19 protein-coding genes are annotated in these 24588 nt (G+C 64.0%); 4 read left to right on the top strand and 15 right to left on the bottom strand.

The features are described 5' to 3' along the window. Positions 1–338: 338 nt before the first annotated feature. Genes ACIQT2_RS18800 through ACIQT2_RS18790 form a run of 3 tightly spaced genes read right to left on the bottom strand, consistent with a single transcriptional unit; the run spans position 339 to position 7869 of the window. Positions 339–3989, bottom strand: coding sequence for a 1,4-alpha-glucan branching enzyme (locus ACIQT2_RS18800; protein ID WP_402949446.1), 3651 nt, complete (start codon positions 3987–3989; stop codon positions 339–341). Between the two features lies 1 nt (position 3990). After that, a complete protein-coding gene (gene treS / locus ACIQT2_RS18795; protein WP_400336029.1) occupies positions 3991–5787 on the bottom strand; it encodes a maltose alpha-D-glucosyltransferase in 1797 nt (598 codons plus the stop codon). After that, positions 5788–7869, bottom strand: coding sequence for an alpha-1,4-glucan--maltose-1-phosphate maltosyltransferase (locus ACIQT2_RS18790; RefSeq protein WP_402949443.1), 2082 nt, complete (start codon positions 7867–7869; stop codon positions 5788–5790). It abuts the gene before it with no gap. A 131-nt stretch (positions 7870–8000) separates the two neighbouring features. Between ACIQT2_RS18790 and glgP the strand changes: the two genes are divergently transcribed. Further along, the gene (gene glgP, locus ACIQT2_RS18785; RefSeq protein WP_400336025.1) at positions 8001–10625 is read left to right on the top strand and encodes an alpha-glucan family phosphorylase; all 2625 of its coding nucleotides are present in this window, start codon (positions 8001–8003) and stop codon (positions 10623–10625) included. A 62-nt stretch (positions 10626–10687) separates the two neighbouring features. Here the strand turns inward: glgP and ACIQT2_RS18780 are convergent, their stop codons facing one another. From ACIQT2_RS18780 to glgX, 3 genes are read right to left on the bottom strand one after another with little or no spacing between them, the layout of a single operon-like run. Next, positions 10688–11047 (bottom strand): barstar family protein, encoded by a 360-nt coding sequence (locus ACIQT2_RS18780; protein WP_402949439.1) that lies wholly within the window; start codon positions 11045–11047, stop codon positions 10688–10690. A gap of 6 nt (positions 11048–11053) precedes the next feature. Beyond that, positions 11054–11497: a ribonuclease domain-containing protein gene (locus tag ACIQT2_RS18775; protein ID WP_402949437.1), complete on the bottom strand. Its 444-nt coding sequence runs from the start codon at positions 11495–11497 to the stop codon at positions 11054–11056. A 32-nt stretch (positions 11498–11529) separates the two neighbouring features. Then, positions 11530–13638, bottom strand: a complete 2109-nt coding sequence (gene glgX, locus ACIQT2_RS18770; RefSeq protein ID WP_402949435.1) for a glycogen debranching protein GlgX — start codon at positions 13636–13638, stop codon at positions 11530–11532. 123 nt (positions 13639–13761) lie between these two features. Here glgX and ACIQT2_RS18765 point away from each other — a divergent pair, with 123 nt between their 5' ends. Further along, positions 13762–14571, top strand: coding sequence for a carbon-nitrogen hydrolase family protein (locus tag ACIQT2_RS18765; protein WP_402949454.1), 810 nt, complete (start codon positions 13762–13764; stop codon positions 14569–14571). Positions 14572–14973: 402 nt separating this feature from the next. Here ACIQT2_RS18765 and rlmB read toward each other — a convergent pair whose 3' ends face one another. From rlmB to ACIQT2_RS18735, 6 genes are all read right to left on the bottom strand, one after another. Beyond that, positions 14974–15963, bottom strand: a complete 990-nt coding sequence (gene rlmB / locus ACIQT2_RS18760) for a 23S rRNA (guanosine(2251)-2'-O)-methyltransferase RlmB (RefSeq protein ID WP_402949432.1) — start codon at positions 15961–15963, stop codon at positions 14974–14976. Positions 15964–16042: 79 nt separating this feature from the next. Further along, the gene (cysS, locus tag ACIQT2_RS18755; protein WP_402949430.1) at positions 16043–17512 is read right to left on the bottom strand and encodes a cysteine--tRNA ligase; all 1470 of its coding nucleotides are present in this window, start codon (positions 17510–17512) and stop codon (positions 16043–16045) included. Between the two features lie 35 nt (positions 17513–17547). Further along, entirely contained in the window at positions 17548–17901 is a 354-nt protein-coding gene (locus ACIQT2_RS18750; RefSeq protein WP_402949427.1) for a hypothetical protein, read from the bottom strand. Then, positions 17894–18412, bottom strand: a complete 519-nt coding sequence (gene ispF / locus ACIQT2_RS18745; RefSeq protein WP_402949424.1) for a 2-C-methyl-D-erythritol 2,4-cyclodiphosphate synthase — start codon at positions 18410–18412, stop codon at positions 17894–17896. The genes ACIQT2_RS18750 and ispF overlap by 8 nt, the downstream gene beginning before the upstream one ends. Before the next feature lie 8 nt (positions 18413–18420). After that, complete coding sequence (gene ispD / locus ACIQT2_RS18740) at positions 18421–19203, bottom strand: 2-C-methyl-D-erythritol 4-phosphate cytidylyltransferase (protein ID WP_402949422.1); 783 nt, start codon at positions 19201–19203, stop codon at positions 18421–18423. A 66-nt stretch (positions 19204–19269) separates the two neighbouring features. Beyond that, entirely contained in the window at positions 19270–19752 is a 483-nt protein-coding gene (locus ACIQT2_RS18735) for a CarD family transcriptional regulator (RefSeq protein ID WP_009357288.1), read from the bottom strand. Positions 19753–20045: 293 nt separating this feature from the next. On the opposite strand from ACIQT2_RS18735, the gene ACIQT2_RS18730 reads away from it, so the two are divergent. Further along, positions 20046–20603, top strand: a complete 558-nt coding sequence (locus tag ACIQT2_RS18730) for a hypothetical protein (RefSeq protein WP_400336039.1) — start codon at positions 20046–20048, stop codon at positions 20601–20603. A gap of 71 nt (positions 20604–20674) precedes the next feature. Here ACIQT2_RS18730 and ACIQT2_RS18725 read toward each other — a convergent pair whose 3' ends face one another. Both ACIQT2_RS18725 and ACIQT2_RS18720 read right to left on the bottom strand, forming a co-directional pair. Next, positions 20675–21355, bottom strand: coding sequence for a response regulator transcription factor (locus ACIQT2_RS18725; RefSeq protein ID WP_020608526.1), 681 nt, complete (start codon positions 21353–21355; stop codon positions 20675–20677). Continuing rightward, a complete protein-coding gene (locus tag ACIQT2_RS18720) occupies positions 21352–22632 on the bottom strand; it encodes a sensor histidine kinase (RefSeq protein ID WP_402949451.1) in 1281 nt (426 codons plus the stop codon). Before ACIQT2_RS18720 ends, ACIQT2_RS18725 begins: the two co-directional genes overlap by 4 nt. Positions 22633–22831: 199 nt before the next feature. Between ACIQT2_RS18720 and phoU the strand changes: the two genes are divergently transcribed. Next, a complete protein-coding gene (gene phoU, locus ACIQT2_RS18715) occupies positions 22832–23485 on the top strand; it encodes a phosphate signaling complex protein PhoU (RefSeq protein ID WP_400336008.1) in 654 nt (217 codons plus the stop codon). A 77-nt stretch (positions 23486–23562) separates the two neighbouring features. Here the strand turns inward: phoU and ACIQT2_RS18710 are convergent, their stop codons facing one another. Next, positions 23563–24309 (bottom strand): phosphoglyceromutase, encoded by a 747-nt coding sequence (locus ACIQT2_RS18710; protein ID WP_387438948.1) that lies wholly within the window; start codon positions 24307–24309, stop codon positions 23563–23565. Positions 24310–24588: the final 279 nt, after the last annotated feature.

Raw genomic sequence — 24588 nt, 5'->3', positions numbered from 1 at the left:
CAACAAACTTGGCACACTATTGAGTTCTCAAACAACAGACACTAACCAGCACCACCAGCAACCACACAGGCCACCAGATCGCTCCGGAGCAACTTTTCAAACTTACCCGCGCACTTCATCCGAGTCAAATCGGCAAGCTTGACTTGATTTTTCCTTGCGGTTTCTTGTCAGCTTGCGATCCCTGCTCGAGGAGCAGCGCGGGTACTAACTATACGCCTACTCTTCCCGGATCGCAAAACCGAGGGAGGGCCGCTCCCTCGGTGGCCGCGAAAACCCCTGAAACACAAGGCAGGAGGCCCGGTCCCATTGGGACCGGGCCTCCTGCCCGGCAAAGCCGACTAGTCAGCCAGCGTGAACCAGGAGGCGCCGAGCGGCGGAAGTGTTACGGTCAGCGCGGCCGGCTGGCCATCCGTACCGGGCGAGACAGCCTTCAACGTCCCACTGTTCACCACGCCGGAACCGCCATAGGCTTCGGCGTCGGTGTTGAGCACTTCCCTCCACTCCCCTGCCGACGGAACCCCCAGGATGTAGCCCTCGTGCGGCCCGCCGGAGAAGTTCACGGCACAAACCAGCGCCTTGCCGTCACGGTCGTATCGCACGAAGGTCAGGACATTCCTGTCAGCGTCTCCACCATTGATCCATTGGAATCCGGCGGCGTCGTTGTCCTGGCTATACAGGGCCGGGGTGTCCGCGTAGACGGCATTGATGTCCTTCACCAGCAACTGGAGTCCGCGGTGCGCAGGAATATCGGCAAGGAACCAGTCCAGCCCGTGCTGCTCGGACCACTCTGCTTCCTGCCCGAATTCCGTGCCCATGAAGATGAGCTGCTTGCCGGGGTGGGCCCACTGGTATGCGAAGAAGGCGCGGAGGTTGGCCAGCTGCTGCCAGCGGTCGCCGGGCATCTTCCTGAGCATGGAGCCCTTGCCGTGCACAACCTCGTCATGGCTGATGGGCAGCAGGAAGTTTTCCGAAAACGCATACACCAGGGAGAACGTGATGGTTCCGTGGTGCCACTTGCGGTTGACCGGGTCTTCGGAAATGTACTTCAGGGTGTCGTGCATCCAACCCATGTTCCATTTGAGTCCGAACCCAAGTCCCCCCTGGCTGGTGGGAGCCGTGACTCCCGGGAACGCCGTGGACTCTTCGGCGATGGTCACCGCACCGGGGTGCGTCTTGTAGACCGTGGCGTTGACTTCCTGCATGAAGGAGATCGCCTCAAGGTTTTCACGGCCGCCAAACTTGTTGGGCCGCCACTGGCCTTCCTCGCGGGAGTAGTCCAGGTAGATCATGGACGCAACGGCGTCCACCCGCAGCCCGTCGATGTGGAATTCGTCGAGCCAATAAAGGGCGTTGGCCACCAGGAAGTTGCGTACCTCGCGCCGGCCGAAGTCGAAGATCAACGTACCCCAGTCCGGGTGTTCCCCCAGTGCCGGGTCGGAGTGTTCGTACAGCGCCTCCCCATCGAATTGGGCCAGGGCCCACGAGTCCTTGGGGAAATGCGCGGGGACCCAGTCCAAGAGCACGCCGATGCCCGCCTGGTGGAGTGAATCAACCAGGAACCGGAACTCGTCAGGGTGCCCGAACCTGGATGTCGGCGCGAAGTAGGACGTGACCTGGTAGCCCCAGGATCCGCCGAAGGGGTGCTCGGCCACGGGCATGAATTCCACGTGGGTGAAGCCAAGCCACTTCACGTATTCCACGAGTTCCTTGGCCAGTTCCTTGTAGCCAAGGCCGAGGCGCCAGGAGCCGAGGTGGACTTCGTAGACGCTCATGGGCGAGTTGTGCGGATCGCGCTGGGCACGCGCCGCCATCCATTCCGAGTCCTTGAAGCGGTAGCTGGAGTCAACTACCCGGGATGCTGTCAGTGGAGGGACCTCCGTGCCAAACGCCAGGGGGTCGGCCTTCTCCACCCAGTGGCCGGCGCGGGTCAGGATCTCGTATTTGTAGCACGCCCCTGCTACAACCCCAGGAATGAAGGCTTCCCAAACACCGGACGAACCCAAGGACCGGAGGGCATGGTTCCGGCCATCCCAGCCGTTGAAGTCGCCCTTGACCCGGACTGCCTGTGCGTTCGGCGCCCACACAGCGAAAGAAACACCGGAGACGTCCCCCAGCGAGGTGCGGTAGTCCTGCAGGTGCGCGCCCAGGACGTCCCAAAGCCGCTCATGCCGGCCCTCACCGATGAGGTGCAGGTCCACTTCACCCACCGTGGGCAGGTAGTGGTAAGGGTCATCAATGGTGACCGTTTCGGCGTCGTACACCACTTCCAAGCGGTAATCCGGCACGTGGCCGGCCTGAAGCGGTTCCAAAACCGCTACCCACACACCATTGGATTCGTGCTCCATGGGCGTGCGACCGGTTTCAGTCACCACCGTCACGGACTTGGCAAGGTGCTTCACCGTACGGATGGTCACGTGGCCATGATCGTCAAGGTGCGCGCCGAGCACGGAGTGCGGTGCATGGTAGGCACCGGCTGCCACACGGGCCAAGGTCTCGGGGTCCACCGGCATGGGGACCCGGGGCCGTTCGGTGCGTGCAGAGCCAGTCATGTCATTACCTTCCGCTGTAGCCGCGGCGTGCTTGCCGCGGCTCGTTTTGTCGAGGATGTGCCGTGCTGCGTTGACCGGAATGGACAGCCAGTCCGGCCGGTTCCGCAGCTCGTAAACCACCTCGTATAAGGCCTTGTCCAGCCACAATGCCACAAAGAGCGGCGAGCCGCGGTCCACGGTTCCGGGGTTGACTTCGGCATAACCGGCAAGGAACGCTTCAGCGCAGTCCTCCACCCAGGATCCGGACACCGTGGCCTCCGCATTTTCACGGACGGCGGCACCCGCGGCGTAGTCAAAGGAACGGAGCATTCCCACCACATCGCGCAGCGGCAGGTCCGGAGTGTTACGTTCCTCGATGGTGCGAAGGGGCTCGCCCTCGAAGTCGAGGATGGCCCACCTGCCCGGCTCTCCCTCGGCGGCTGGAACCCAAAGGATCTGGCCGAGGTGGAGATCGCCGTGGACGCGCTGCAACTGGCCAACGGCACCGGCATCCAAGGCGGACAGCAACTCATCAAGGCTCTGGTCGTAAGGCCCGACGGCGGCAGCCGCCTCAGCCCACGACTGGCGGACCCGCCGGGCGAGCGTTGCGACAATGTGGGCTCCCTGGCCGCTGCCGTCGATCGCACCGAAGGTTTCCGAGAGACGCGCATGGACTGTTGCCGTGGCAGCACCCAGCCCGCGCGCTTCAGCCGTGAAGTCGGTTCCGGAGGCAGCAGCCTCAACCGCCAAACGCCATGCGTCCTGGCCACCGTGCAGGAACTCGTGGGCAACGGTGAGCTCACCCGTTGATGGATTTCCAGCCGAGTCCCAGGAGCCGGTGATCCAACCGAGCGTGGCGGGCACCTCGCTCGTACCTGCCGCGGTGAGGGCCGCACCCAGCTCGATTTCCGGGTTCTTCCCGGCCGCCAACACACGGAAGATCTTCACGATCGCCGACGATCCGCCGTCGTCCACTATGACGGAAGTGTTGGACTGCTCGCTGGAGAGGACCTTCACGGAGGTGGGGCGCCCAGGCAAGGCAACCCGTCCCCGCGCGAGGTGACCGCGGACGGCGCCGTCCCCTGCTGCGCCGCCTTCGCGCATCAGTTCAAGCCACGACCCAATGAAGGCGTCGTCGAAGACGGCATCGTAGACCAGTTGCAGGCCATGCTCCGGGTCCGTTACCTCGCCAAGCAGGGCCGCCGGTGCCTCGGCCAGGGGCTGGCTGCGGAAGCTCAAGGGGACCTGCACCACGTCGGTCCGGGGACCGCCGTCGGACGTCTTGTATGTCACTCCGAGCAGCAGGACCTCCGAGGCCGGACTCCCTCCCGGATCCGGGAGGTGGAAGCCTCCGACGCGCTCCAGCGCAAAGTCGGGATTCTTCACCGGGAACCAGCGTTTGGTGGGCAGCCAGTTCCGGAGAAGGCTTTCAATGGCGGGGTTAAGTGTTCCCTTGCTCATCTCATCCTTTGGTCGACACCACGGGAATCGCCTGCGTAAAGGGCGACGATGGGTTGGAAGACGCAGAGCGCAGCCGCAACCAGTAGAAGTTGTGGCTTCCCAACATGACATTGAGTTGGCCGTTATCGCCCACGGCGGGGAAGGGCTGACCGCCGAAAATGTCCCGGAATCCCCTGCCAACAAACTCAGGCAGGTCCAGGGAGGCGGCCACTGGATGTTGTGAAAGGTTGAAGACGCACAGGATGGTTTCTGCGGTTTCGCCTTCGGCATTGCCCGGCGGAAGTTCCCGGACATACGCAAGAACCACCTCGTGGTCGGCCTCGATGTGGCGGAAGTTGCCCAGGCCGAACGCGGGGTGGTTCTTGCGGACGCTGAGGATCTGCCGGGTCCACCGGAGCAGCGAACCGGAGTGCGCGGCCTGCGCCTCCACGTTCGCCATCCCGAAGTTGTACACGAGCGACTGGATCACGGGGAGGAAGAGCTTGCCGGGATCCGCACTGGAGAAACCTGCGTTGCGGTCCGGATTCCATTGCATCGGAGTGCGCACGGCATCCCGGTCGTCCAGCCAGATGTTGTCACCCATCCCGATCTCGTCCCCGTAGTACAGGAACGGGCTTCCGGGAAGGGACAACAGCAGGGCGTTGATGAGTTCGATCTCGGACCGTGAGTTGTCCAGCAGCGGTGCCAGCCGCCGTCGGATGCCGATGTTCGCCCGCATGCGGGGGTCGGGAGCGTACCAGCCGAGCATCGCCGCACGTTCGTCCGCAGGCACCATCTCCAAGGTCAGCTCGTCGTGGTTGCGCAGGAACGTTCCCCACTGGGCACCCCGGGGGATGCCAGGTGTATCGCGCAGCGTTTCGATGATCGGCGCAGCCTTCTGGTCCCTCAACGCGTAGTACAGGCGGGGCATGATGGGGAAGTGGAAGGCCATGTGGCACTCCGGCGCATCCTCGGTCCCGAAGTATTCCACTACCTCGTGCGGCGGCTGGTTCGCTTCGGCGATGATCACCCGGCCCGGGTAGCTCGCGTCCACCATCCTGCGCAGCCCTTGGAGGAACTCGTGGGTCTTGGGGAGGTTTTCGCAGTTGGTGCCGTCTTCCTCGAACAGGTATGGAACGGCGTCGGCCCGGAAACCGTCGATGCCCTGGTCCAGCCAGAACCGGATGACGTCGTGCAGGGCCTCCACCACGGCGGGGTTCTCGAAGTTCAGGTCAGGTTGGTGGCTGAAGAAGCGGTGCCAGAAGAACTGGCGCCGGATGGGATCGAAGGTCCAGTTGGATTCCTCCGTGTCCACGAAGATGATGCGTGCGTCCTGGTACTTCTCGTCCGTATCGCTCCAGACGTAGAAATCGCCGTAGGGTCCCGTGGGATCTTTCCGTGATTCCTGGAACCACGGGTGCTGGTCCGAGGTGTGGTTCAACGGGAGGTCGATGATTACGCGGACGCCGCGCGCGTGGGCTTCTGCCACGAGCCGCTTGAAGTCGCTGATGGTGCCGAACTCGTCCAGCACCGAGGTGTAGTCGGCAATGTCGTAACCGCCATCACGCAAGGGCGAATGGAAAAACGGCGGCAGCCAGAGGCAGTCAACGCCCAACCACTGGAGGTAGTCCAGTTTGTCGATCAGGCCTTGGAAGTCTCCCGAACCGTCGCCGTTGGCATCCGCAAAGGCCCGGACCAGTACTTCGTAGAACACAGCCTTGCGGTACCAGTGGGGATCATGCTGGAGACCGGGAGCGTTCAGCTCGAAGGTGTTCTTCGGAGTGAAGTACTGGCTCGGGTTTTGCGGAGAGAAACTCACTTAAGGCTGCCTCCGGATGCTGAGCACATGGGCCGGCTCAACGTGGGCGTCCAGGCGGACGTAGTTGTGCTCGCCCCACGCCCAGCTCTGGCCGCTGATGAGGTCGTCAACCCAGTAGCGGCCGTTCTCATCCAGGTCCGCGGGGTCCAGGTGCAACGCTGAGAGGTCCAGGGACACTGTGCTCTCGCGGGCGCTGTGCGGATCCACGTTGACCACGATGATCAGTGTGTCCTTGGTGCCGTCCGGAAGGGTCTTGTGCTTGGAGTACACGATCGTGGCGTCATCCGTACTCCGGTGCAGGGTCAGGTTCTGCAGGTCCCCCAGTGCCGGGTGGTCCTTGCGGATGGTGTTCAGCCGCGTGATGTAGGGAGCCAAGGTGCGTCCCGACTCTGCAGCGCCGTCCCAATCCCTGGCCTTGTACTCGAACTTCTCGTTGTCGATGTACTCCTCGGCGCCCGGCCGGGCCACGTGCTCATACAATTCGTAGCCTGCATACACGCCCCAGAGCGGGCTGGCCGTCGAAGCGAGGGCGGCGCGGACCTTGAAGGCCGCAGGACCGCCGAATTGCAGATACTCGGTGAGGATGTCCGGCGTATTCACGAAGAAGTTCGGCCGGAAGAAAGCCGCACTCTCGTGGCTGACTTCGTGGAAGTACTCCTCCAGTTCGGTCTTGGTATTGCGCCACGTGAAGTAGGTGTAGGACTGCTGGAAGCCTGCGCGGCCCAGCGCATGCATCATCGCGGGGCGGGTGAAGGCCTCGGCGAGGAAAACCACTTCGGGGTTCTTCTTGTTGATCTTCCCGATCAACCATTCCCAGAACCACACCGGCTTGGTGTGCGGATTATCCACGCGGAAAACCTTCACGCCGTGGCTGATCCACAGCTGCACCACCCGCAGGATTTCCTTGGAAATTCCCGCAGGATCGTTATCGAAATTCAGCGGGTAAATGTCCTGGTACTTCTTGGGCGGGTTTTCCGCATAAGCGATGGTGCCGTCCACGCGGGTGGTGAACCACTCCGGGTTGGAGGTGACCCAGGGGTGGTCAGGGGCTGCCTGCAGCGCAAGGTCCATGGCCACTTCCAAGCCCAGGTCATTGGCCCTGGCCACGAAAGCGTCAAAGTCCTCGAACGTTCCCAGCTCCGGATGGATGGCGTCGTGGCCTCCGTCCTTGGAACCGATGGCCCACGGCGAGCCGGGATCCTGCGGTCCCGGGGTCAGCGTGTTGTTGCGGCCCTTGCGGTGCTGGAATCCGATCGGGTGGATCGGAGGCATGTAGATGACATCGAAACCCATCTCCGCAACGGCATCCAGGCGCTTGGCTGCAGTGCGGAAGGTGCCTGATGTCCACACCCCCGTGGCGTGGTCCAGGACGGCGCCTTCGGACCGCGGAAAGAACTCATACCAGGCGGCACGTCCGGCGAGGTCGCGTTCAACCTTCAGCGGGAACCGCTCGGAGACGGTTACCAGCTCACGGATCGGGACACGCCCGACGGCGGCCAGCACCTCTGCGCTGAAACCGGCAGCAAGCCGCTCTTTGGCAGATTTGGTGGTGTCGGCCAGCGCCACTGAAGCTGCGCGGAAGGTGCGCTTGTCAGCAGCGCTGCGGCCGGCGTCGTCATCTGCTGCCCCGGCCAGGAGCACGGCACCTTCGGCGAGCATCAACTCAACGTCGATTCCTGCGGCCACCTTCACTTCGGCGTTGTGGTGCCACGTACCGTAACGGTCGTGCCAGGCTTCGATGACGAAGGTCCAGGGCCCCGCCGCCGTGGGCGTCAGCAGGCCTTCCCAGCGGTCACGGCCTTTCCACTGTTCCTGTTGGGACGGTTCCAGACGCACCCGCTGGCGTTCCTTGCCGCGCGGATCCAGGAGAACTGCCGAGACGCCCAGCTGGTCGTGTCCTTCGCGGAACACCGTGGCGGCCACCTGGATGTCCTCGCCGGGGAGGGCTTTGGCCGGGAAGCGGCCACCCTCAACCACTGGCTGGACGGCTGTGATGGGGAACCGGCCGAAACGAAGTCCGTCGGTGATGTCCGTCTTGGTCTTGGATTTCAGAGCGGTGCTGGTTCGCTGGATATTCGTCACAAGCACGACGTTAGCGACAAAAATCACAGAATGCTAAGCACACGACCTTTCTTCTCGACGCAAGATGTCTTTTACCTAAAAGAAACCCAAAGCGGTTCCGGCTGCCATGTGAGTCGGTTAGTGTGGCGCTCGTGAAGGCAATTCGAAGGTTTACAGTCCGTACCGTCCTCCCCGAGTCCATCCGGCCTTTGGCCCGTCTGGCTACCAATCTGCGCTGGTCCTGGCACCGGCCCACCAGGGAGCTTTTTGCGAGCCTCAACCCGGCTCTCTGGGAGTCCGCGCAGCACGATCCCATCGCGCTGCTTGGATCGATCAGCCGCGAGCAACTGCAGGAGCTGGCCACCAACGGCGACGTTGTGAACCGTGTGCAGGAAGCCGCCGCCGATCTGGACCGCTACCTGAGCGAACCGCGCTGGTACCAGGGCCTGGGCGAGGACGCGCCAAAGTGCATCGCCTATTTCTCGCCCGAATTCGGTATCACCGAGGTACTCCCCCAGTACTCCGGCGGGCTCGGCATCCTCGCCGGCGACCACCTCAAGGCCGCGTCCGACCTCGGCGTGCCGCTCATCGGCGTCGGCCTGCTCTACCAGGCCGGCTACTTCAAGCAGTCGCTTTCCCGTGATGCCTGGCAGCAGGAAACCTACCCCGTCCTCGACCCGGACGGCCTGCCCCTGACCTTGCTCCGCCACCCCGCCAAGGATGGCGTACCCGGCAAACCGGTCCAGATTTCCCTACCGCTGCCCAACGGCCGGGAACTCCACGCGCACGTGTGGCGTGCCGACGTCGGGCGGGTTCCGCTGCTGCTGCTCGACTCCAACGTGCCCTCCAACGACGAAGCCGCCCGCGGCATCACCGACCGCCTGTACGGCGGTGGCGGCGACCACCGGCTCCAGCAGGAACTCCTGCTCGGCATGGGCGGCGTCAAGGCCCTGCGCGTCTACCAGGAGCTCACCGGCACCCCCGCACCCGAGGTCTTCCACACCAACGAAGGCCACGCAGGATTCCTTGGCATCGAACGCATCCAGGAAGCCATGGCGGACGCCAACGATCCCCTCACGTGGGAAGAAGCCTTGGCCGCAGGCCGTGCCTCCACCGTGTTCACCACGCACACTCCCGTTCCCGCCGGCATTGACCGCTTCGAGGCAGTGCAGATCAAGCACTTCTTCGAGGCCGGGCTTGCGCCCGATGTGCCCGTGGACCGGATCCTGGAGCTGGGCCGCGAGAATTACGACGGCGGCAACCCTTCCGTTTTCAACATGGCGGTGATGGGGTTGCGCCTGGCGCAGCGCGCAAACGGCGTGGCCAAGCTCCACGGCGTGGTGTCGCGCGAAATGTTCTCCGGCCTCTGGCCGGGATTCGACCACTCTGAGGTACCCATCACCTCGGTGACCAACGGCGTGCACGTGCCCACGTGGGTCGACCCGCGGATCTCGTCCCTGGCCCGTCACCAGTTCGGTGCCGAAGCCGAAGCCCTGGGCCGCTGGGACCTGGCTTACAACGTCAGCGACGAGGACGTGTGGGCGCTCCGCCGCGAACTCCGTGTCCAGCTCATCGAGGACGTGCGTCGACGCCTGCGCGCCTCATGGAAGAAGCGTGGCGCCGCTGACGCCGAGCTTGGCTGGACCGAAAAGGTGCTGGACCCTGACGTACTGACCATCGGCTTCGCCCGTCGCGTCCCCACCTACAAGCGGCTCACCCTGATGCTCCGCGACCCCGCCCGCCTTAAGGCCCTGCTGCTGGACCCGAAGCATCCCATCCAGCTGGTCATCGCCGGTAAGTCCCACCCCGCGGACGACGCCGGCAAGAAGATGATCCAGGACCTGGTGCGCTTCACCGACGACCCCGAGGTGCGCCACCGGATCGTGTTCCTGCCCAACTACGACATTGCCATGGCACGCACCCTGTTCCCCGGTTGCGACGTCTGGCTCAACAACCCGTTGCGCCCGCTCGAGGCTTGCGGCACATCCGGCATGAAAGCCGCCATCAACGGCTCGCTCAACCTGTCCGTCCTGGACGGCTGGTGGGACGAAATGTACGACGGCGAGAACGGCTGGGCCATCCCCACCGCCAACAATGGGGCATCCGCCGACGAACGCGACGACATCGAAGCAGCAGCGCTTTACGAACTGCTCGAAAACCAGGTGGCACCGCGCTTCTACGGCACCACCGTCTCCCAGGGTGCCGGAGCCGCGGGTCCTTCCGAATCCAGCACGGAGAAGGTCCCCACGCACTGGGTGTCCATGATCAAGCACACCCTGGCGCACCTCGGCCCGGCCGTGTCCGCCGAACGCATGCTGCACGACTACGTCAACCTGCTGTACTGCCCGGCTGCCGTTTCGGGACGCCGCGCCAGCGCCGACTCGCACAAGGAAGCCAAGGAACTCGCCGCCTGGACATCCAAGGTGCGCGGCGCCTGGCCCGGCGTAGTGGTGGAACACGTGGACTCGGTCGGTTTGTCCGAGGAGCCCCAGGTGGGTGACAGCCTTCAGGTCAACGCCTACGTGGCCCTCAATGACCTGTCACCGGAAGACGTCTCCGTGGAGGTAGCCTTTGGCCGCGCCGAGGAAAGCGACGAACTCGACGACGTGGTTGTGGCCGAACTGGACGCCAAGGAGGACCTCGGCAACGGGCGGCACCTGTTCCACGGCTCCCTGGTCATCAACCGGTCCGGCTCCTTTGGCTACACGGTCCGCGTGTTCCCGAAGCACTCAGCGCTGGCATCGAAAGCTGAACTTGGGTTGATCGCGAACGCGTAGCAAAAGCGTTCCTGGCCCGCTGTTCCGTTGTTGCGCAACAACGGAACAGCGGGCCAGCGACGTTAATGCCCGAACACGGCGATCACTGCGAGGTCGCGGCCTGCGTAGCGCTCGGCGTCCTGGAGGATTTCGCAGACCACGGCGAACGAGCGGTCCGCGCGGTAGGCGGCGGGGACCTGCCAGATCATGGTCACGGGGCTGCCGTCGTCGTCCGAGAGCGAGTCGGCGAAGTCGTGCAGCGAATCGTTCAGGGCATCCAGGTTCACGCCGTAGTACTCGGGGAAATCAAGGACTTGGCCGAAGACCTCAAGGACCGCCTGCTTGTTTGCGGCAGGCGGGACCAGGATGGTCCTGCGTCCGGCGTCAGAGACTTGCTCCTGCAGTTCTTCGAGTGTCCAGGTGTCTGCTGAGTAGATCTTCATGGGCTCCTACTTGTCCTCGACGATGAACTTGAACGATTCGTAGTGATCCGGGGTGTAGTACTTCGCCCTGTCCTTGCCCGCGATGATCCGGCGGGCGCCGCGGTCCGACTCCCCGGGCGTCGCAACCGTGTACTCCTGATAGAAACCGCTGGACTTCTTGGGAAGGAGTCCTTCGAAGTTGCCGAAGTTCACGCCATCCCGGTCATACGGATACGGCCCACCCTTGGCTATCAGCGCGAGCGTCTGCCGCGCTTCCTTGGGCAACTGCGAAGCGTTGACAGCAGGGAGCCCGGAAGGATTCACCGGTGCGCTGGCGGCGGCAGGAGGCGCCGGCGTCGTGGTTTCTGTGCCGTTGGGTGCCGTGGCCTGCTGGCCGCTCACCATCGCGACCACCAGCACGACGGCGGCAATCACCAGGGCTGCGAATGCAGCCAGTTTGCTGCGCTTCATGTGGAGGACTTCCTTTGATGCCGTTCGGCCGCTCAGGTGCGGTAGATGTTGATGGTGTTGGCTTGCAGGATATCCCGCTCGCCGGACGCCACCAGCGCACCCTTGCGGTGATCGTGCAACACGGAGGTGGTGAAACGGAGTTCGAACATGCGCTTGCCGATTCCGGTTTCGCTGAGGATCTCCGGGAGCACCATCTTGACGTCCTGGTTGCTCCCGTTCACCGCGATCAAACCGCGGACGGTGCTGGTCTCGTTCCCCATGAGGAGTTGAACGGAACGGACGTTGGGATCGTTCCACCGGGCAGGGGTCATCCGCTTGCCCTTATCGTCGAACCATTGCAGGCTGGCGTCGTTGGCTGTGGCGGGGAAGCTTTCAGGCTGCTGCCGAAGGAACCACCGCCGGAGCCGGACCAGTTCCCGGGTGGTTTGGAACATCGCGTTTGCCTCGTGGGTGCGGCTCCAGTCCAGCCAGGCAGTGGGGTTGTCCTGGCAGTACGCGTTGTTGTTGCCCTGCTGGGTACGGCCCAGTTCATCGCCGGCGGTGATCATGGGTACGCCGATGGAGAGCAGTAGCGTGGCCATGAGGTTGCGGATGGACAGGGCCCGGGCAGCGACGATCGACTCGTTCTCGCTGCGGCCCTCGAAGCCGTGGTTGTAGCTGCGGTTGTCGCCGTGCCCGTCGCGGTTTTGCTCGCCGTTGGCCTCGTTGTGCTTGCGGTCGTAGCTCACCAGGTCCGTCAGGGTGAAGCCATCGTGTGCGGTGACAAAGTTGACCGACGCCAGCCGTGACCTGCCGGACGGAGCAAAGAAGCCCGCGGAGCCGGCCATGATTTCGGCCAGCGCGGCAACGGAGCTTCCTAGACCGCCAGCTTCGATGGACGCGCGGTCGGACAACCAGAACTGCCGGACTCCGTCGCGGAAATGATCGTTCCAGTCGGACCAACCCTGCGGGAAACGGCCCGTCTGCCAGCCGCCATAGCCAACATCCCACGGCTCCGCGATCAGCTTCACGTCGGAGAGCACCGGGTCCTCGGCTATCGCCTGGAGGAACGGATGCTTGGGATCGAACTCGTTGCCTGCGTCGCGGCAAAGCGTGACGGCGAGGTCGAACCGGAAGCCGTCCACGTGGAATTCGTCCACCCAGTAGCGCAGGGAGTCCAAGGCCAGCTGCACCACTACGGGATCGCTGAAGTCCATGGTGTTTCCGCAACCTGTGGTGTCCAGGTAACGTCCGTGGGCATCGTGGCGGTAATAGCGCTTCTCCGCCAAACCACGGAAGCTGATGACCGGTCCGTCGGGTCCTGCCTCGGCGGTGTGGTTGTACACCACGTCCAGGATGACCTCGATGCCGGCGGCATGGAGCAACTTGACCATGCCCTTGAGCTCGTCCTGCACTGCGTGCGGGCCGGCGTTCCGGGCTGCCTCAGTGGCATAGTCGGCGTGCGGGGCAAAGAACGCAGCACTGTTGTAGCCCCAATAGTTGGTGAGGCCCAGGTCCTGCAGGTGTGCCTCGTCCAGATGGAAGTGGATGGGCAGCAACTGGACGGCGGTGATGCCAAGCTCGGTCAGGTGCTGGATCATCACCGGATGCGCCATGCCCGCGTAGGTTCCCCGGAGGTGTTCCGGAATCTCAGGGTGCAGCATGGTCTGGCCGCGGACGTGGGCCTCGTAGATCACCGACGTCCGCATCGGAGTGCGCGGGGCGGCGTCATCTCCCCAATCGAAATCAGTGGCCAAGTGGACGCTGGTCAGGAACTCACCCCGCTGGTCCACGGCGCGGCCATAGGGATCCAGCAGGAGCGACTGCTCGCCGTCGTCGTCGAAATCCAGCGACGGGACGGACAACGGCAGTCCACCCTCCGACGGCGCCGCGCGGAAACCGTACCGCGTTCCTGGAGGCATGCCGCTCACCAGGCCAAAGTGCACGCCGTCCTCGGTGTTGGGGAGAGTGTGCACGCGCCAGCCATCGCCGGGCGCCTGATAGGCAATCTCCACGCGCTCCAGGTCCGGCGCAAAGACCGCAACGTTGACGTGGGTGCCACCGGCCGCGCCGAAATCTCCGGGCTGCGGAGTGCTCAGTCCGAGGGGCGTGGGACGCGAGGCGTCCAGCGTGGCTGCTGTGTCCAAAATAGGCATAACCATTGCTTGCAAGTTTAGTTCCACGCCAAGTATGTGCCTCTTCGGGGGTCCATGTGACGACACACACGGTGTTTCCCTTGACCGGCTTGCCATACTGAAAACGAAAAGAACTGGAGGTTTCGAATGGTGCGTGTGGCACTTGCCCAAGTCATTACCGGACGGGATGTTGCCGACAACCTGCGGCTCCTCGAAGAGTACGCACGGCGCGCGAAGGACGGCGGCGCCGAACTGGTGGTTTTTCCCGAAGCCATGATGCGGGCGTTCGGGAACTCCCTGCTGGACATCGCCGAGCCGCTCGATGGTCCGTGGGCCAGCCGTATCCGCGAAATCGCTGCTGAACTCGGGTTGGTGATCGTGGCCGGCATGTTCACACCTGGCGCTGATTCGGAGTCTGGAAAGCCGCGCGTCCGGAACACCCTGTTGGCCACCGGCCCGGGCGTCGAAGCGAGCTACGACAAGATCCACCTTTTCGATGCGTTCGGCTTCGCGGAGTCGGACACCGTTGAGTCGGGTACGGACCCCGTGACGTTCGACGCCGGTGGCCTCACCTTTGGCTTGGCCACCTGCTATGACGTCCGTTTTCCGGCGCTGTTCACGGCCAACGCCCAACGCGGCGCCGTGGTGAACATCGTTTCTGCTTCCTGGGGATCGGGACCGGGCAAGGCCGAGCAGTGGCAACTCCTGGCCAGGGCACGGGCTGTGGACACCACAACGTTCGTCCTGGCCTGCGGCCAAGGCGACCCGGCCACCCAGGGAATCGAAACGAAAGGTTCCGCACCCACAGGCGTGGGGTACTCCGCCGTCGTGAGTCCATTCGGCCAGGTACTGGAAGCACTGGAGGGCGAGCCGGGCCTGCTCTTCGCGGACCTCGACCCCGCCGTGGTGGATGAGGCCCGGCAACAACTCCCGGTGCTGGCCAACCGCCGCGACTTTTAGCTCCCCTGCCCCGGACGCTCTCTCACCGAACCGCCCCCTGGGCCGGACCCTCTCTCACCGAACCGCCCCCTAGGCCGGACCCTCTCTCACCAGCCCCTCTGGGCCGGACCCTCTCTCACCGAACCGCCCCCTGGGCCGAACGCTCTCTCACCAGCCCCTGCGGCCGAAATAGAGGTGAGAGAGCGTTCGCCAAAAAGCACCCAACAGTGAGAGAGCGTTCGCCAGTAAGCATCCAAAGGTGAGAGAGGGATACGCGAAAGGCACCGCAAGGGCCACCGGAAGCGTGCGCCAAGGCGACGAAGTGGGCCCACGCCGTCAGGGTTCCCGGGCCGAGCTTGCGAGGCTAGGGGGCGGTGGGGAGCAGCACGCGGAGGATGGCGCTTGCGGCGCCTTACTGACGGATTACGAAGCGCGCTGGCGCGAGACTTCGTACAGCGAGATACCGACGGCCATGGATGCATTGAGCGACTCCATGGCGGAGTCGATCGGAATCGAGACGATCTGGTCGCAGTTTTCGCGGACAAGGCGGCTGAGGCCCTTGCCCTCGGAGCCAACCACGATGCACACCGGTTCGGTGGCAACCGTGAGGTCCGGCAGCGATACGTCGCCGTCGCCATCGAGGCCGAGCACGTAGATGCCCATGTTCTTGAACTGCTTGAGGGCGTTGTTCAGGTTGGAAGCACGTGCCACGGGAACGCGGACTGCGGCACCGGCACTGGTCTTCCACGCCGCGGCAGTGACGCCTACAGAACGCCGCTCCGGAACAATCACACCATGGCCGCTGAACGCTGAAACGGAGCGGATGATCGCACCGAGGTTACGGGGGTCGGTGATGCCGTCGAGCGCCACGAAGAGGGGGGCGTTGGCGATGTGCCCCTTCTTCCACTTGGTAATGGTTTCCTCGGCAAGTTCGTAGGCATCCCCGTACTCGTACGGCGGGATCTGCAGGACCAGGCCCTGGTGGACAGCGTCCTCGGTCATGCGGTCCAGCTCGGGTTTGCCGGCTTCGAGCAGCGGGATGCCGCGTTCGGCTGCGAGCTTGAGCGATTCCTTGACGCGGTCATCCATTTCGATGCGGATGGCCACGTGCAGCGCCTTCGCGGGAATGCCGGCGCGCAGGGCCTCGACCACGGAGTTGCGGCCCGTGACAAGTTCCTCGGTGGCACGTCCCTTGGGACCGGTGCTCCGGCGGGTGCCCGCAGCACGGTTGGTGGCACCGCGCTTGGCGGCTGAACGCTCGGCCAACTGCTTGTTTTTGTGGGCCTTGTGGTAGACGCGGTCCTCCGCCTTGGGCGTGGGACCCTTGCCTTCGAGCGCCTTGCGGCCGTGGCCACCGGTTCCGATGGTGGGGCCCTTCTTCTTCTTGACCGACCGGTTACCGTTGTTGGCCATGGGATTCCATCCTTGATGTTGTAATGAGTCTGGAATCAAGTCTACTGACCCAGTGCAATTCGGCGGACGTGCCCGGTTGTCAGTCGCGTTTCAGGCTCCAGGTGGCTCCGTCCGAACCATCTTCGACCACGATGCCTGCTGCCGCGAGGGTGTCGCGGATGGCATCCGACGCTGCCCAGTCCTTGGCAGCACGGGCTGCGGCGCGGGCTTCGAGTTGAGCCTCCACCAGCACGTCGAGGGCTGTATGTTCGCGGCCTTGCACTGCCTCGGGACGCTTGACGGCGTCCAGGCCAAGGACGCCGGTCATGGCATTCACGCTGTACAACGCGGCTTTGGCGGCCTCAAGGTCACCTGCCGCCAATGCGGTGTTGCCGGCCCGGACGGTTTCATGCAGCACTCCGAGTGCCTGCGGAACGTTCAGGTCGTCGTCCATGGCGGCAATAAAGGCGGCCGGCATGTGGGCCATCGGCGCTACGGCATACCCCTTCGGCCCGCCCATATCGTGCGTGACCTTGGCTGCTGCCTTGGTGATGAAACCGTCAATGCGTTCGACGGCGGCAGCGGCTTCCTGCAGCGAGGTGGGGCGGTAATCCAACACCGAGCGGTAGTGGGCTTGTCCCAGGTAGTAGCGGACGACGCGCGGTGAAGCGAGTTCCAGCATCTCGGCCGGGCTGACGGTATTCCCGATGGACTTGGACATCTTTTCGCCCTCGTAGGTGACCATGCCGTTGTGCATCCAGAAATTCGCGAACTCGTCCCCGGCGGCCTGTGACTGGGCCATCTCGTTCTCATGGTGCGGGAAACGGAGGTCCAGTCCCCCACCATGGATGTCGAAGCGGCTTCCGAGGTACTTGGTAACCATAGCGGAGCACTCGAGGTGCCACCCGGGCCGTCCGGCGCCCCACGGCGAATCCCACTTGGCGGTGGCGGGCTCGCCTTCCTTGTAGCCCTTCCACAGCGCGAAGTCACGGGGATCGCGCTTGCCCCGGGGGTCGGCGTCGGGAGCGCCTTGCATGTCGTCGATGTTCTGGCGGGTCAGCGAGCCGTATTTGCTCCACGAGCGCACGTCGAAATAGACGTCGCCGGAATCGTCCAACGCCGGGTACGCGTGCCCGCGGTCAATGAGGCGCTGGATCAGCGCGTGCATTTCCGGGATGTGCCCGGTGGCGCGGGGCTCGTAGGTGGGCCGCTGCACGCCGAGGGTTTCGTAGGCCTTCTCGAATTCCTGCTCGTAACGGTAGGCAAGGGCCCACCATTCCTCGTCCATTCGGGCGCTGGGTTCGGAGAACCAATCCGGCTCGAACGACTGCGCCGACTTCACCAGGATCTTGTCATCGATGTCCGTGACGTTGCGCACCACGGCGACACGGTGCCCCCGGAATTCCAGCCAACGCGTCAGCTGGTCGAAGGCGATCGCGGAACGGACGTGGCCCACGTGGGGCATGCCCTGGACTGTGGCCCCACAGTAGTACACGCTGGCCTTGCCGGGTTCGAGGGGAACGAAGTCGCGGACTTCGGCGGACGCGGTGTCATAAAAGCGCAGGGTCACCGCTCCAGATTAGCCGATGACGAACCATGAACCGCCTACTTGCAGTACTCCCCCACCTTGTTGAACTGCACCTTGAGCTGCTGTTGCTGTTCCTGGGTGGCTGCACCGAGCGAGGAAGCTGCCGCTTTGTCCATGATGGCGGCCATTTCCTTGATGGGGTTGGCCACCTCCGGCGCCAGCTTGTCAGCGATCTCGTGGTAATGCGCCGCCAACTGCTTCGATTGCTGCTGCTGGTTGCCATCCGGTTTGAAAGCATCGTTGTTCAGGAACTCGCAGCTGGCCTTGACGTCCATGGTGGGCGTGCCGCCGCACCCGCCCAGGAGGAGCGCCGCCGCCAGGGCGCCCGCTACGGCCGAAAGACGTACGACGGCGGTACGCGGCTTAGTCATTCGTCGGAGCTTTCGTTGGGGCCGGGACGGCATACACGAGGGCAGTGGCGACAGCCGAGATACCTTCGCCGCGGCCCGTGAAACCGAGCCCGTCGCTGGTAGTAGCCGTAACGCTGACAGGAGCACCCGCGGCATCACTCAGCACCCTTTGGGATTCCTCGCGGCGAGGGCCGAACTTGGGCCGGTTTGCGACGAACTGCACAGCCACGTTGCCGATTTCGAAGCCTGCTGCCCGGACAATCCTGGCAGCCTCCCCGAGGAGCGTCACACCGGAAGCGCCTTTGAACTCGGGGCGGTCCGTGCCGAAGTGCGTGCCGAGATCACCGATTCCGCAGGCAGAAAAGAGTGCGTCCGCCGCCGCGTGGGCCACGCAATCGCCGTCGGAATGGCCGGAAAGTCCTTGTTCGCCCTCCCAGAAGAGGCCACCGAGCCAGAGCGGTTGCGGATCATCGGCCGGCGCGAAGGCGTGCACATCGACACCGATGCCGGTACGCGGAAGAACGGGCGCCATGTCCGCCATCAGCCTTCCACCCAACGGATGCCCAAGGGTCCTTCCAACAGGCCTTCGGCAATGATGAGGTCCAGCGGCGTGGTGATCTTGAGTGACTGGCTGGCACCGCGGACTGCGTGGACCGGGATGCCCAGGAGTTCAACCAGCATCGCGTCGTCCGTCACGGCGGCGGACTGCTTGTCATCAAACAGTCCGGCGGCGTCGTGGGCACGCTGCAGCGTTGCCACCTCAAAGCCTTGGGGAGTCTGCACTGCCCTGAGCTGTTCGCGCGGCGCTGTTCCCGTCACGATTTCCGGAGCAATCTTCGAATCGGAATTGTCCGTGGGCGACACCGTCTTGATGGTGTCCACCACGGGCATGGCAGGAATGACGGCCTTGGCGCCGGAAGCCAGGGCGTCGGCCACCCGCTGGAACACCCGTTCCGGAGTGAGCGCACGCGCGGCGTCGTGGACCAGCACGGATTCGGTACCGTCCTCCAAAGCAGCCAATGCCGCCCGGACGGAATCCGCCCGGGTGGAACCGCCGTCGACGACTGTGACTTCGGGGCCACCGTCAACCAGTTCCACCGTGAATTCGGCAATCAGTTCGCGGAGTTCGGTGTCCCCCTTGGGCACGGCAATGCAGATCTGCCGGGCAACATCGGACGCCACCACGCCGCGCAAGGCATGCATCAGGATGGCTTCACCGCCCAAGGGCACCAAGGCCTTGGGCATGCCGTAGCCCAGGCGCTCTCCTGAACCTGCCGCAACAACAATGACGGCTGTGACCGAGCGCTTCGAAGGTTGAGTCATGATCACAAGGGTACTTCGTGGCAAAAAGAAACCCGGCGGCGCTTTCGCACCACCGGGCATCAATTCTTAGGAAGCCAAGACCTCGTCGAGAACGCTTGCTGCCTTCTCTTCGTCTGTCTTCTCAGCCAGGGCCAGTTCTGAAATCAGAATCTGCCGCGCCTTGGCCAGCATGCGCTTCTCACCTGCGGAAAGGCCGCGATCGTGATCACGACGCCAAAGATCGCGAACGACCTCTGCCACCTTGATGACATCGCCCGAAGCAAGCTTCTCCAGGTTTGCCTTGTAACGACGTGACCAGTTGGTGGGCTCTTCCGTGAACTCGGCGCGGAGAACGTCAAATACGTGCTCCAAACCGTCCTTGCCCACTACGTCCCGGACCCCAACAAGGTCAACGTTCTCTGCTGGAACTTCAATGGTCAGATCACCCTGAGCCACCTTGAGCTTGAGATACATCTTCTCTTCGCCCTTGATGGTGCGCATCTTGATTTCCTCAATTTTCGCTGCACCGTGGTGAGGGTAAACTACTGTCTCGCCGACCTCAAAAACCATGTGGACTTTCCCCTTTCCCGCAGACTAGTCTATCACGATTAAGGCATACGACTGGCATCGGACGGCCCCTGGACCCGCGCAAATAAAGGGAAAGAGGCCTCAGAGGGTCACAAACCACCCCTTGACGAAAACCCTGAAAGATGCATTAGTCAATCAAAGTGAGTGTCAGGTCCGGCCCGCCGCAGCTCGCCACAATGCCCTCCCGAATCCTCGTTTCGGGCTGTTTGCCGATAGGCTATGGCTGAAAACTTTCCAATGACTCTTGAGGAGTAGGTGTCGTGCGCTTTCCTGCGATGAACACTGTCCAGCGCGGCAAGCTGGCTATGGCGGCCGCTGCGATCGGCGTCGGCGTTCTGTCCGTAACCGGCTGCGGCTTCGTCAACGCCCAGCAGACGTCGCACCAGTACTCGGCATCGGACGGGGTCAGGGCCGACCTCGGCAAGCTGCAGCTCCGCAACATCCTGATCGTTGCCACCGGCGAGAACCAGCCGGGCCGCGTCATCGGCGCCGTCTTCAACCAGGGCACCTCCGACGCCACGCTCACCATCAGCGGCGCCAACGGCTCCCAGACCGAGATCCCGGTCAAGGCAGGTTCCGAAACCTACCTGAACGACCAGGCGGATGCCGCCATCCTCAGCTCCGCCGGTACCCAGCCCGGTGGCCTGACTCCGGTGACCATCCGCAGCGGTTCCGACTCCAGCACCGTCAACGTTCCTGTAGTCGACGGCACGCTTCCCGAGTACCAGAAGTACCTGCCCACCCCCAGCGGTTCGGCAAGCCCCAGCGGCTCGGCAACGTCCACAGCCACTCCGACTGCTACTTCCACCGAGTCCGCAGCAGCCGGCCACTAAGGTCCGCAGGCCACATAACAAAGGAAGGGTTCCGCTTCAGCGGAACCCTTCCTTTGTGCTATCGGGAGCTGTTACGGCTCGAACTTGTAGCCCAGGCCGCGGACCGTAACCAGGTACCGTGGCGCGGACGGGTCCGGCTCGATCTTGCTGCGCAGGCGCTTGACGTGCACATCCAGGGTCTTGGTGTCACCCACGTAGTCCGAACCCCACACGCGGTCGATCAGTTGCCCACGGGTCAGCACGCGGCCCGAGTTGCGCAGCAGCATTTCCAGGAGCTCGAACTCCTTGAGCGGCAGCGAAACCTGCTCGCCGTTGACGCTGACCACGTGGCGTTCAATGTCCATGCGGACCGGGCCGGCCTGGACGGTGGACGTGATCAGCTCTTCCGGCTCTCCCTGCCGGCGCAGCACTGCCCGCACGCGTGCCACGAGCTCGCGGGAAGAGTAGGGCTTGGTCACGTAGTCGTCCGCGCCGAGCTCCAGGCCCACCACCTTGTCGATCTCCGAATCCTTGGCGGTCAGCATGATCACCGGGACGCTGGAGCGCTGGCGCAGCTGGCGGCACACCTCGGTGCCCGGCGTCCCCGGGAGCTGGAGGTCCAGCAACACCAGGTCGGCACCGTTGCGGTCGAACTCCACCAGGGCGTCGCTGCCGTTATCCACCACTTCGACATCAAAACCCTCCTTGCCCAGAAGGTAGGATAGGGGGTCGCTGAAGGACTCCTCGTCCTCCACAATCAAAATTCGGCTCAAGCGCTGGCTCCTTGCTCTTGGGCGCCCGTGGCGCCCGCTTGTTGACGTGCGCGAGCTTGTTGGGTCGCGCTTTGGGGTTCGACGGCGGCGGGGTCGGCCACCGGTAGTCCGGGAGATGTGTCCGCAGTGGCAGCGGCAGGCGGCAGGGCGTCGTCGTCCTGGCCTTCCATCTCCGGCAAGCGGATGGTGAACGTGGAGCCCTGGCCCGGCTGGGACCAAACGGTCACTTCGCCGCCGTGGTTGGACACCACGTGCTTGACGATGCTCAAGCCCAAGCCGGTACCGCCCGTGTGCCTGGAGCGCGCAGCGTCCACCCGGTAGAAGCGTTCGAAAACGCGTTCCTGGTCCTCCGGGGTGAGGCCCTCACCCTGGTCGGTGACGGAAATGGCAACCACACCTTCCCGCGTCCGGACACCGACGCCCACGCGGGTGTTCTCCGGGGAATACCGGATGGCGTTATCGATCAGGTTGCGAAGCGCTGTCACCAGGAGGTCGCGGTCGCCGAAGACCAACGCCTCCGAGTGGCCGCCCACCACCATCTGGATGTTCTTGCTCTCGGCGGGCAGCTGGGAGCGGTCCACGGCCTCGGTGATCACGGCATTGATGTCCACGGCGTGGCCTTGCTGTGCCACGTTGGCGCCCTGCAGGCGGGACAGCTCAATGATGTCCTGCACCAGCGCCGCGAGGCGGCCCGATTCTTTGTGCATGCGCTTGGCAAAGCGACGCACGGCGTCTTCGTCATCCGGGGAGGCTTCCAAAGCCTCGGCCAGCAGCGAGATGGCGCCCACGGGGGTCTTCAGTTCGTGGGAGACGTTGGCCACGAAGTCGTTGCGGATCTCTTCGGTACGGGTGATTTCCGTGCGGTCATCGGCAAGCAGCACAATGTATTCCTGGCCGAGCATCGCCGCCCGCACCTGGACCACGATCGCGCCCTTGCCCAAGGGACCGCGCGGCAGTTCGTACTGGTCCTCCAGGATCACGCCATCACGGCGGACCTTCGCGGTCATGTCCAGGAGTTGTTTGTGGACCACCGTGTGCCCGCGCACCAGGCCGTACGCGTACGCCGCAGGACTGGCGCGGACCACGCCGTCGATCGCGTCCACCACCACGAAAGCACGGCCAACCACGGAGAGTACCTCGGCCGCCCCCTCGGGAAGCAGCGGTTCGGTGACATCCAGGTCAACAATCCTGCGCTGCCGTTCACTGATCCTGAATGCGAGCATGCCGAAGACGCCCAAAGACAGGCCAACCAAGCCTGCAATGACACCTATAAGCAACGGATCCACCTGTCCAGCTTATGCTGTGAAAACACGGCAAAGCATGGATCCTGCGCCAAACGCGGACGGTTCAACTAACGTTCACCTAAAGGTGCGCAACAGTTCATGGCCGGCTGTCAGTGTTACTTGTTGGACTAACCATGGTTTTGAAATCCGGCCGCCACCACGGGCACAGGATTTCCAAGGAAAGGACGCCTTAGTGCGCAAGGTTTTTCAGGCGGAACTCACCCAGGTGGGCGACGACCTCATCGAGATCTCCAAACTCGTTCACGAAGCAATCACCAAGGCCACCACTGCCTTTGAAGGGGCAGACATCGATCTCGCCCAGGACGTCATCGCGGCCGATGCCCGCATCGACTTCCTGCAGAACAGCCTGGACGAGCGCGCCATCGACATCCTGGCACTCCAGGGTCCTGTAGCCAGCGACCTCCGCATGATCGTCGGTTCGCTGCGCATGAGCGCTTCCCTGGAGCGCATGGGCGATCTCGCCCGCCACGTAGCGCAGCTGGCCCGCCTCCGCTACCCCGCCACCGTCATCCCGTCCCCGCTGACCCAGACCTTCAAGGCCATGGCCCAGCACGACATCGAGATTGTGGCCAAGGTCATCGAGCTCCTCGAAACCCGCGACCTGGAAGTTGCCCGGGACATCCTCAAGATCAACCTCGCCGTGGACGACCTCCACCTCAGCGTCTTCAAGGCCATCGCCGCACCGGACTGGAACGAATCCGCTTCCACCACGGTGGACGTTGCCCTGGCCAGCCGCTACTTCGAGCGCTTCGCCGATCACGGTGTTTCCGTGGCCCGCAAGGTCACCTACCTGGTGACGGGCGAATGGCAGCCCGAGGGCTTCTAGCCTTTACTGCTGGACGACGACGGCGGCCGGTCACCTGGGGTGACCGGCCGCCGTCGTCGTTTAATCGCTGCGGAGCCCTACTTCTTGCCCTGGTTGGCTACGGCGAGGATGGCCTCTGCCGCGGCTTCGGGGTCCAGGTAGGTGCCGCCGGGGTTGACCGGCTTGAAGTCCTCGTCCAGTTCGTACACCAGCGGGATGCCAGTGGGGATGTTGAGGGAGGCAATGGCGTCGTCGCTGATGCCGTCAAGGTGCTTGACCAAGGCACGCAGGGAGTTGCCGTGTGCGGTGACCAGGACGGTCTTGCCCGCCTTGAGGTCTTCCTTGATGTCAGATTCCCAGTACGGAAGCAGGCGGACCAGGACGTCCTTGAGGCACTCCGTACGAGGCAGTGCGTCGCCCAGCCCGGCGTAGCGGGGGTCGTGTGCCTGCGAGAATTCGCTGTCGTCCGAGAGGGGCGGCGGCGGGGTGTCGTAGCTGCGGCGCCATTCCATGAACTGCTCTTCGCCGAACTCGGCAAGGGTCTGGGCCTTGTCCTTGCCCTGCAGGGCGCCGTAGTGGCGCTCGTTGAGGCGCCAGTCGCGCTTGACCGGGATCCACCCGCGGTTGGCCTTGTCCAGGGCCATGTTGGCGGTATTGATGGCACGCTTCAGGAGCGAAGTGTAGAGGACGTCCGGGAGGATGTTGTTCTCAACCAGGAGCTCTCCACCGCGTACTGCTTCTCCGCGGCCTTGGTCGTTCAGGTCAACGTCCACCCAACCGGTGAACAGGTTCTTGGCGTTCCAGTCGCTGTGGCCGTGGCGCAGCAGAATGAGCTTGTAAGTCATGGTTTTTATCCTAGCCGAGCGCCCCTCTCCCCTGCCGGGCGTTACGAACAGCAACGGGCGCCCTCGGTCGCATCTGCCGCACCCACTCGCACCCCCGCACCCATTCGCGCCCAGCGCACCCACCCGCGCATCTGCCGCACCCACTCGCGCATCTGCCGCACCCATTCGCGCCACGCGCACCAGTGGTCCGGGGTGCGTGTGGCGGCAAAGGGTGCGGCACGTCAGGTCAGCGAAGCGCCGCAAAGGGTCCTAAAGGCGGCAAGGGTGCGGAGCAGGGCA

Source organism: Paenarthrobacter sp. NPDC090522 (assembly GCF_044769225.1).
Lineage (GTDB): Bacteria > Actinomycetota > Actinomycetes > Actinomycetales > Micrococcaceae > Arthrobacter.
Note: the sequence above shows the minus strand (reverse complement) of the source record. Positions and strands in the feature narration are given on the sequence as shown.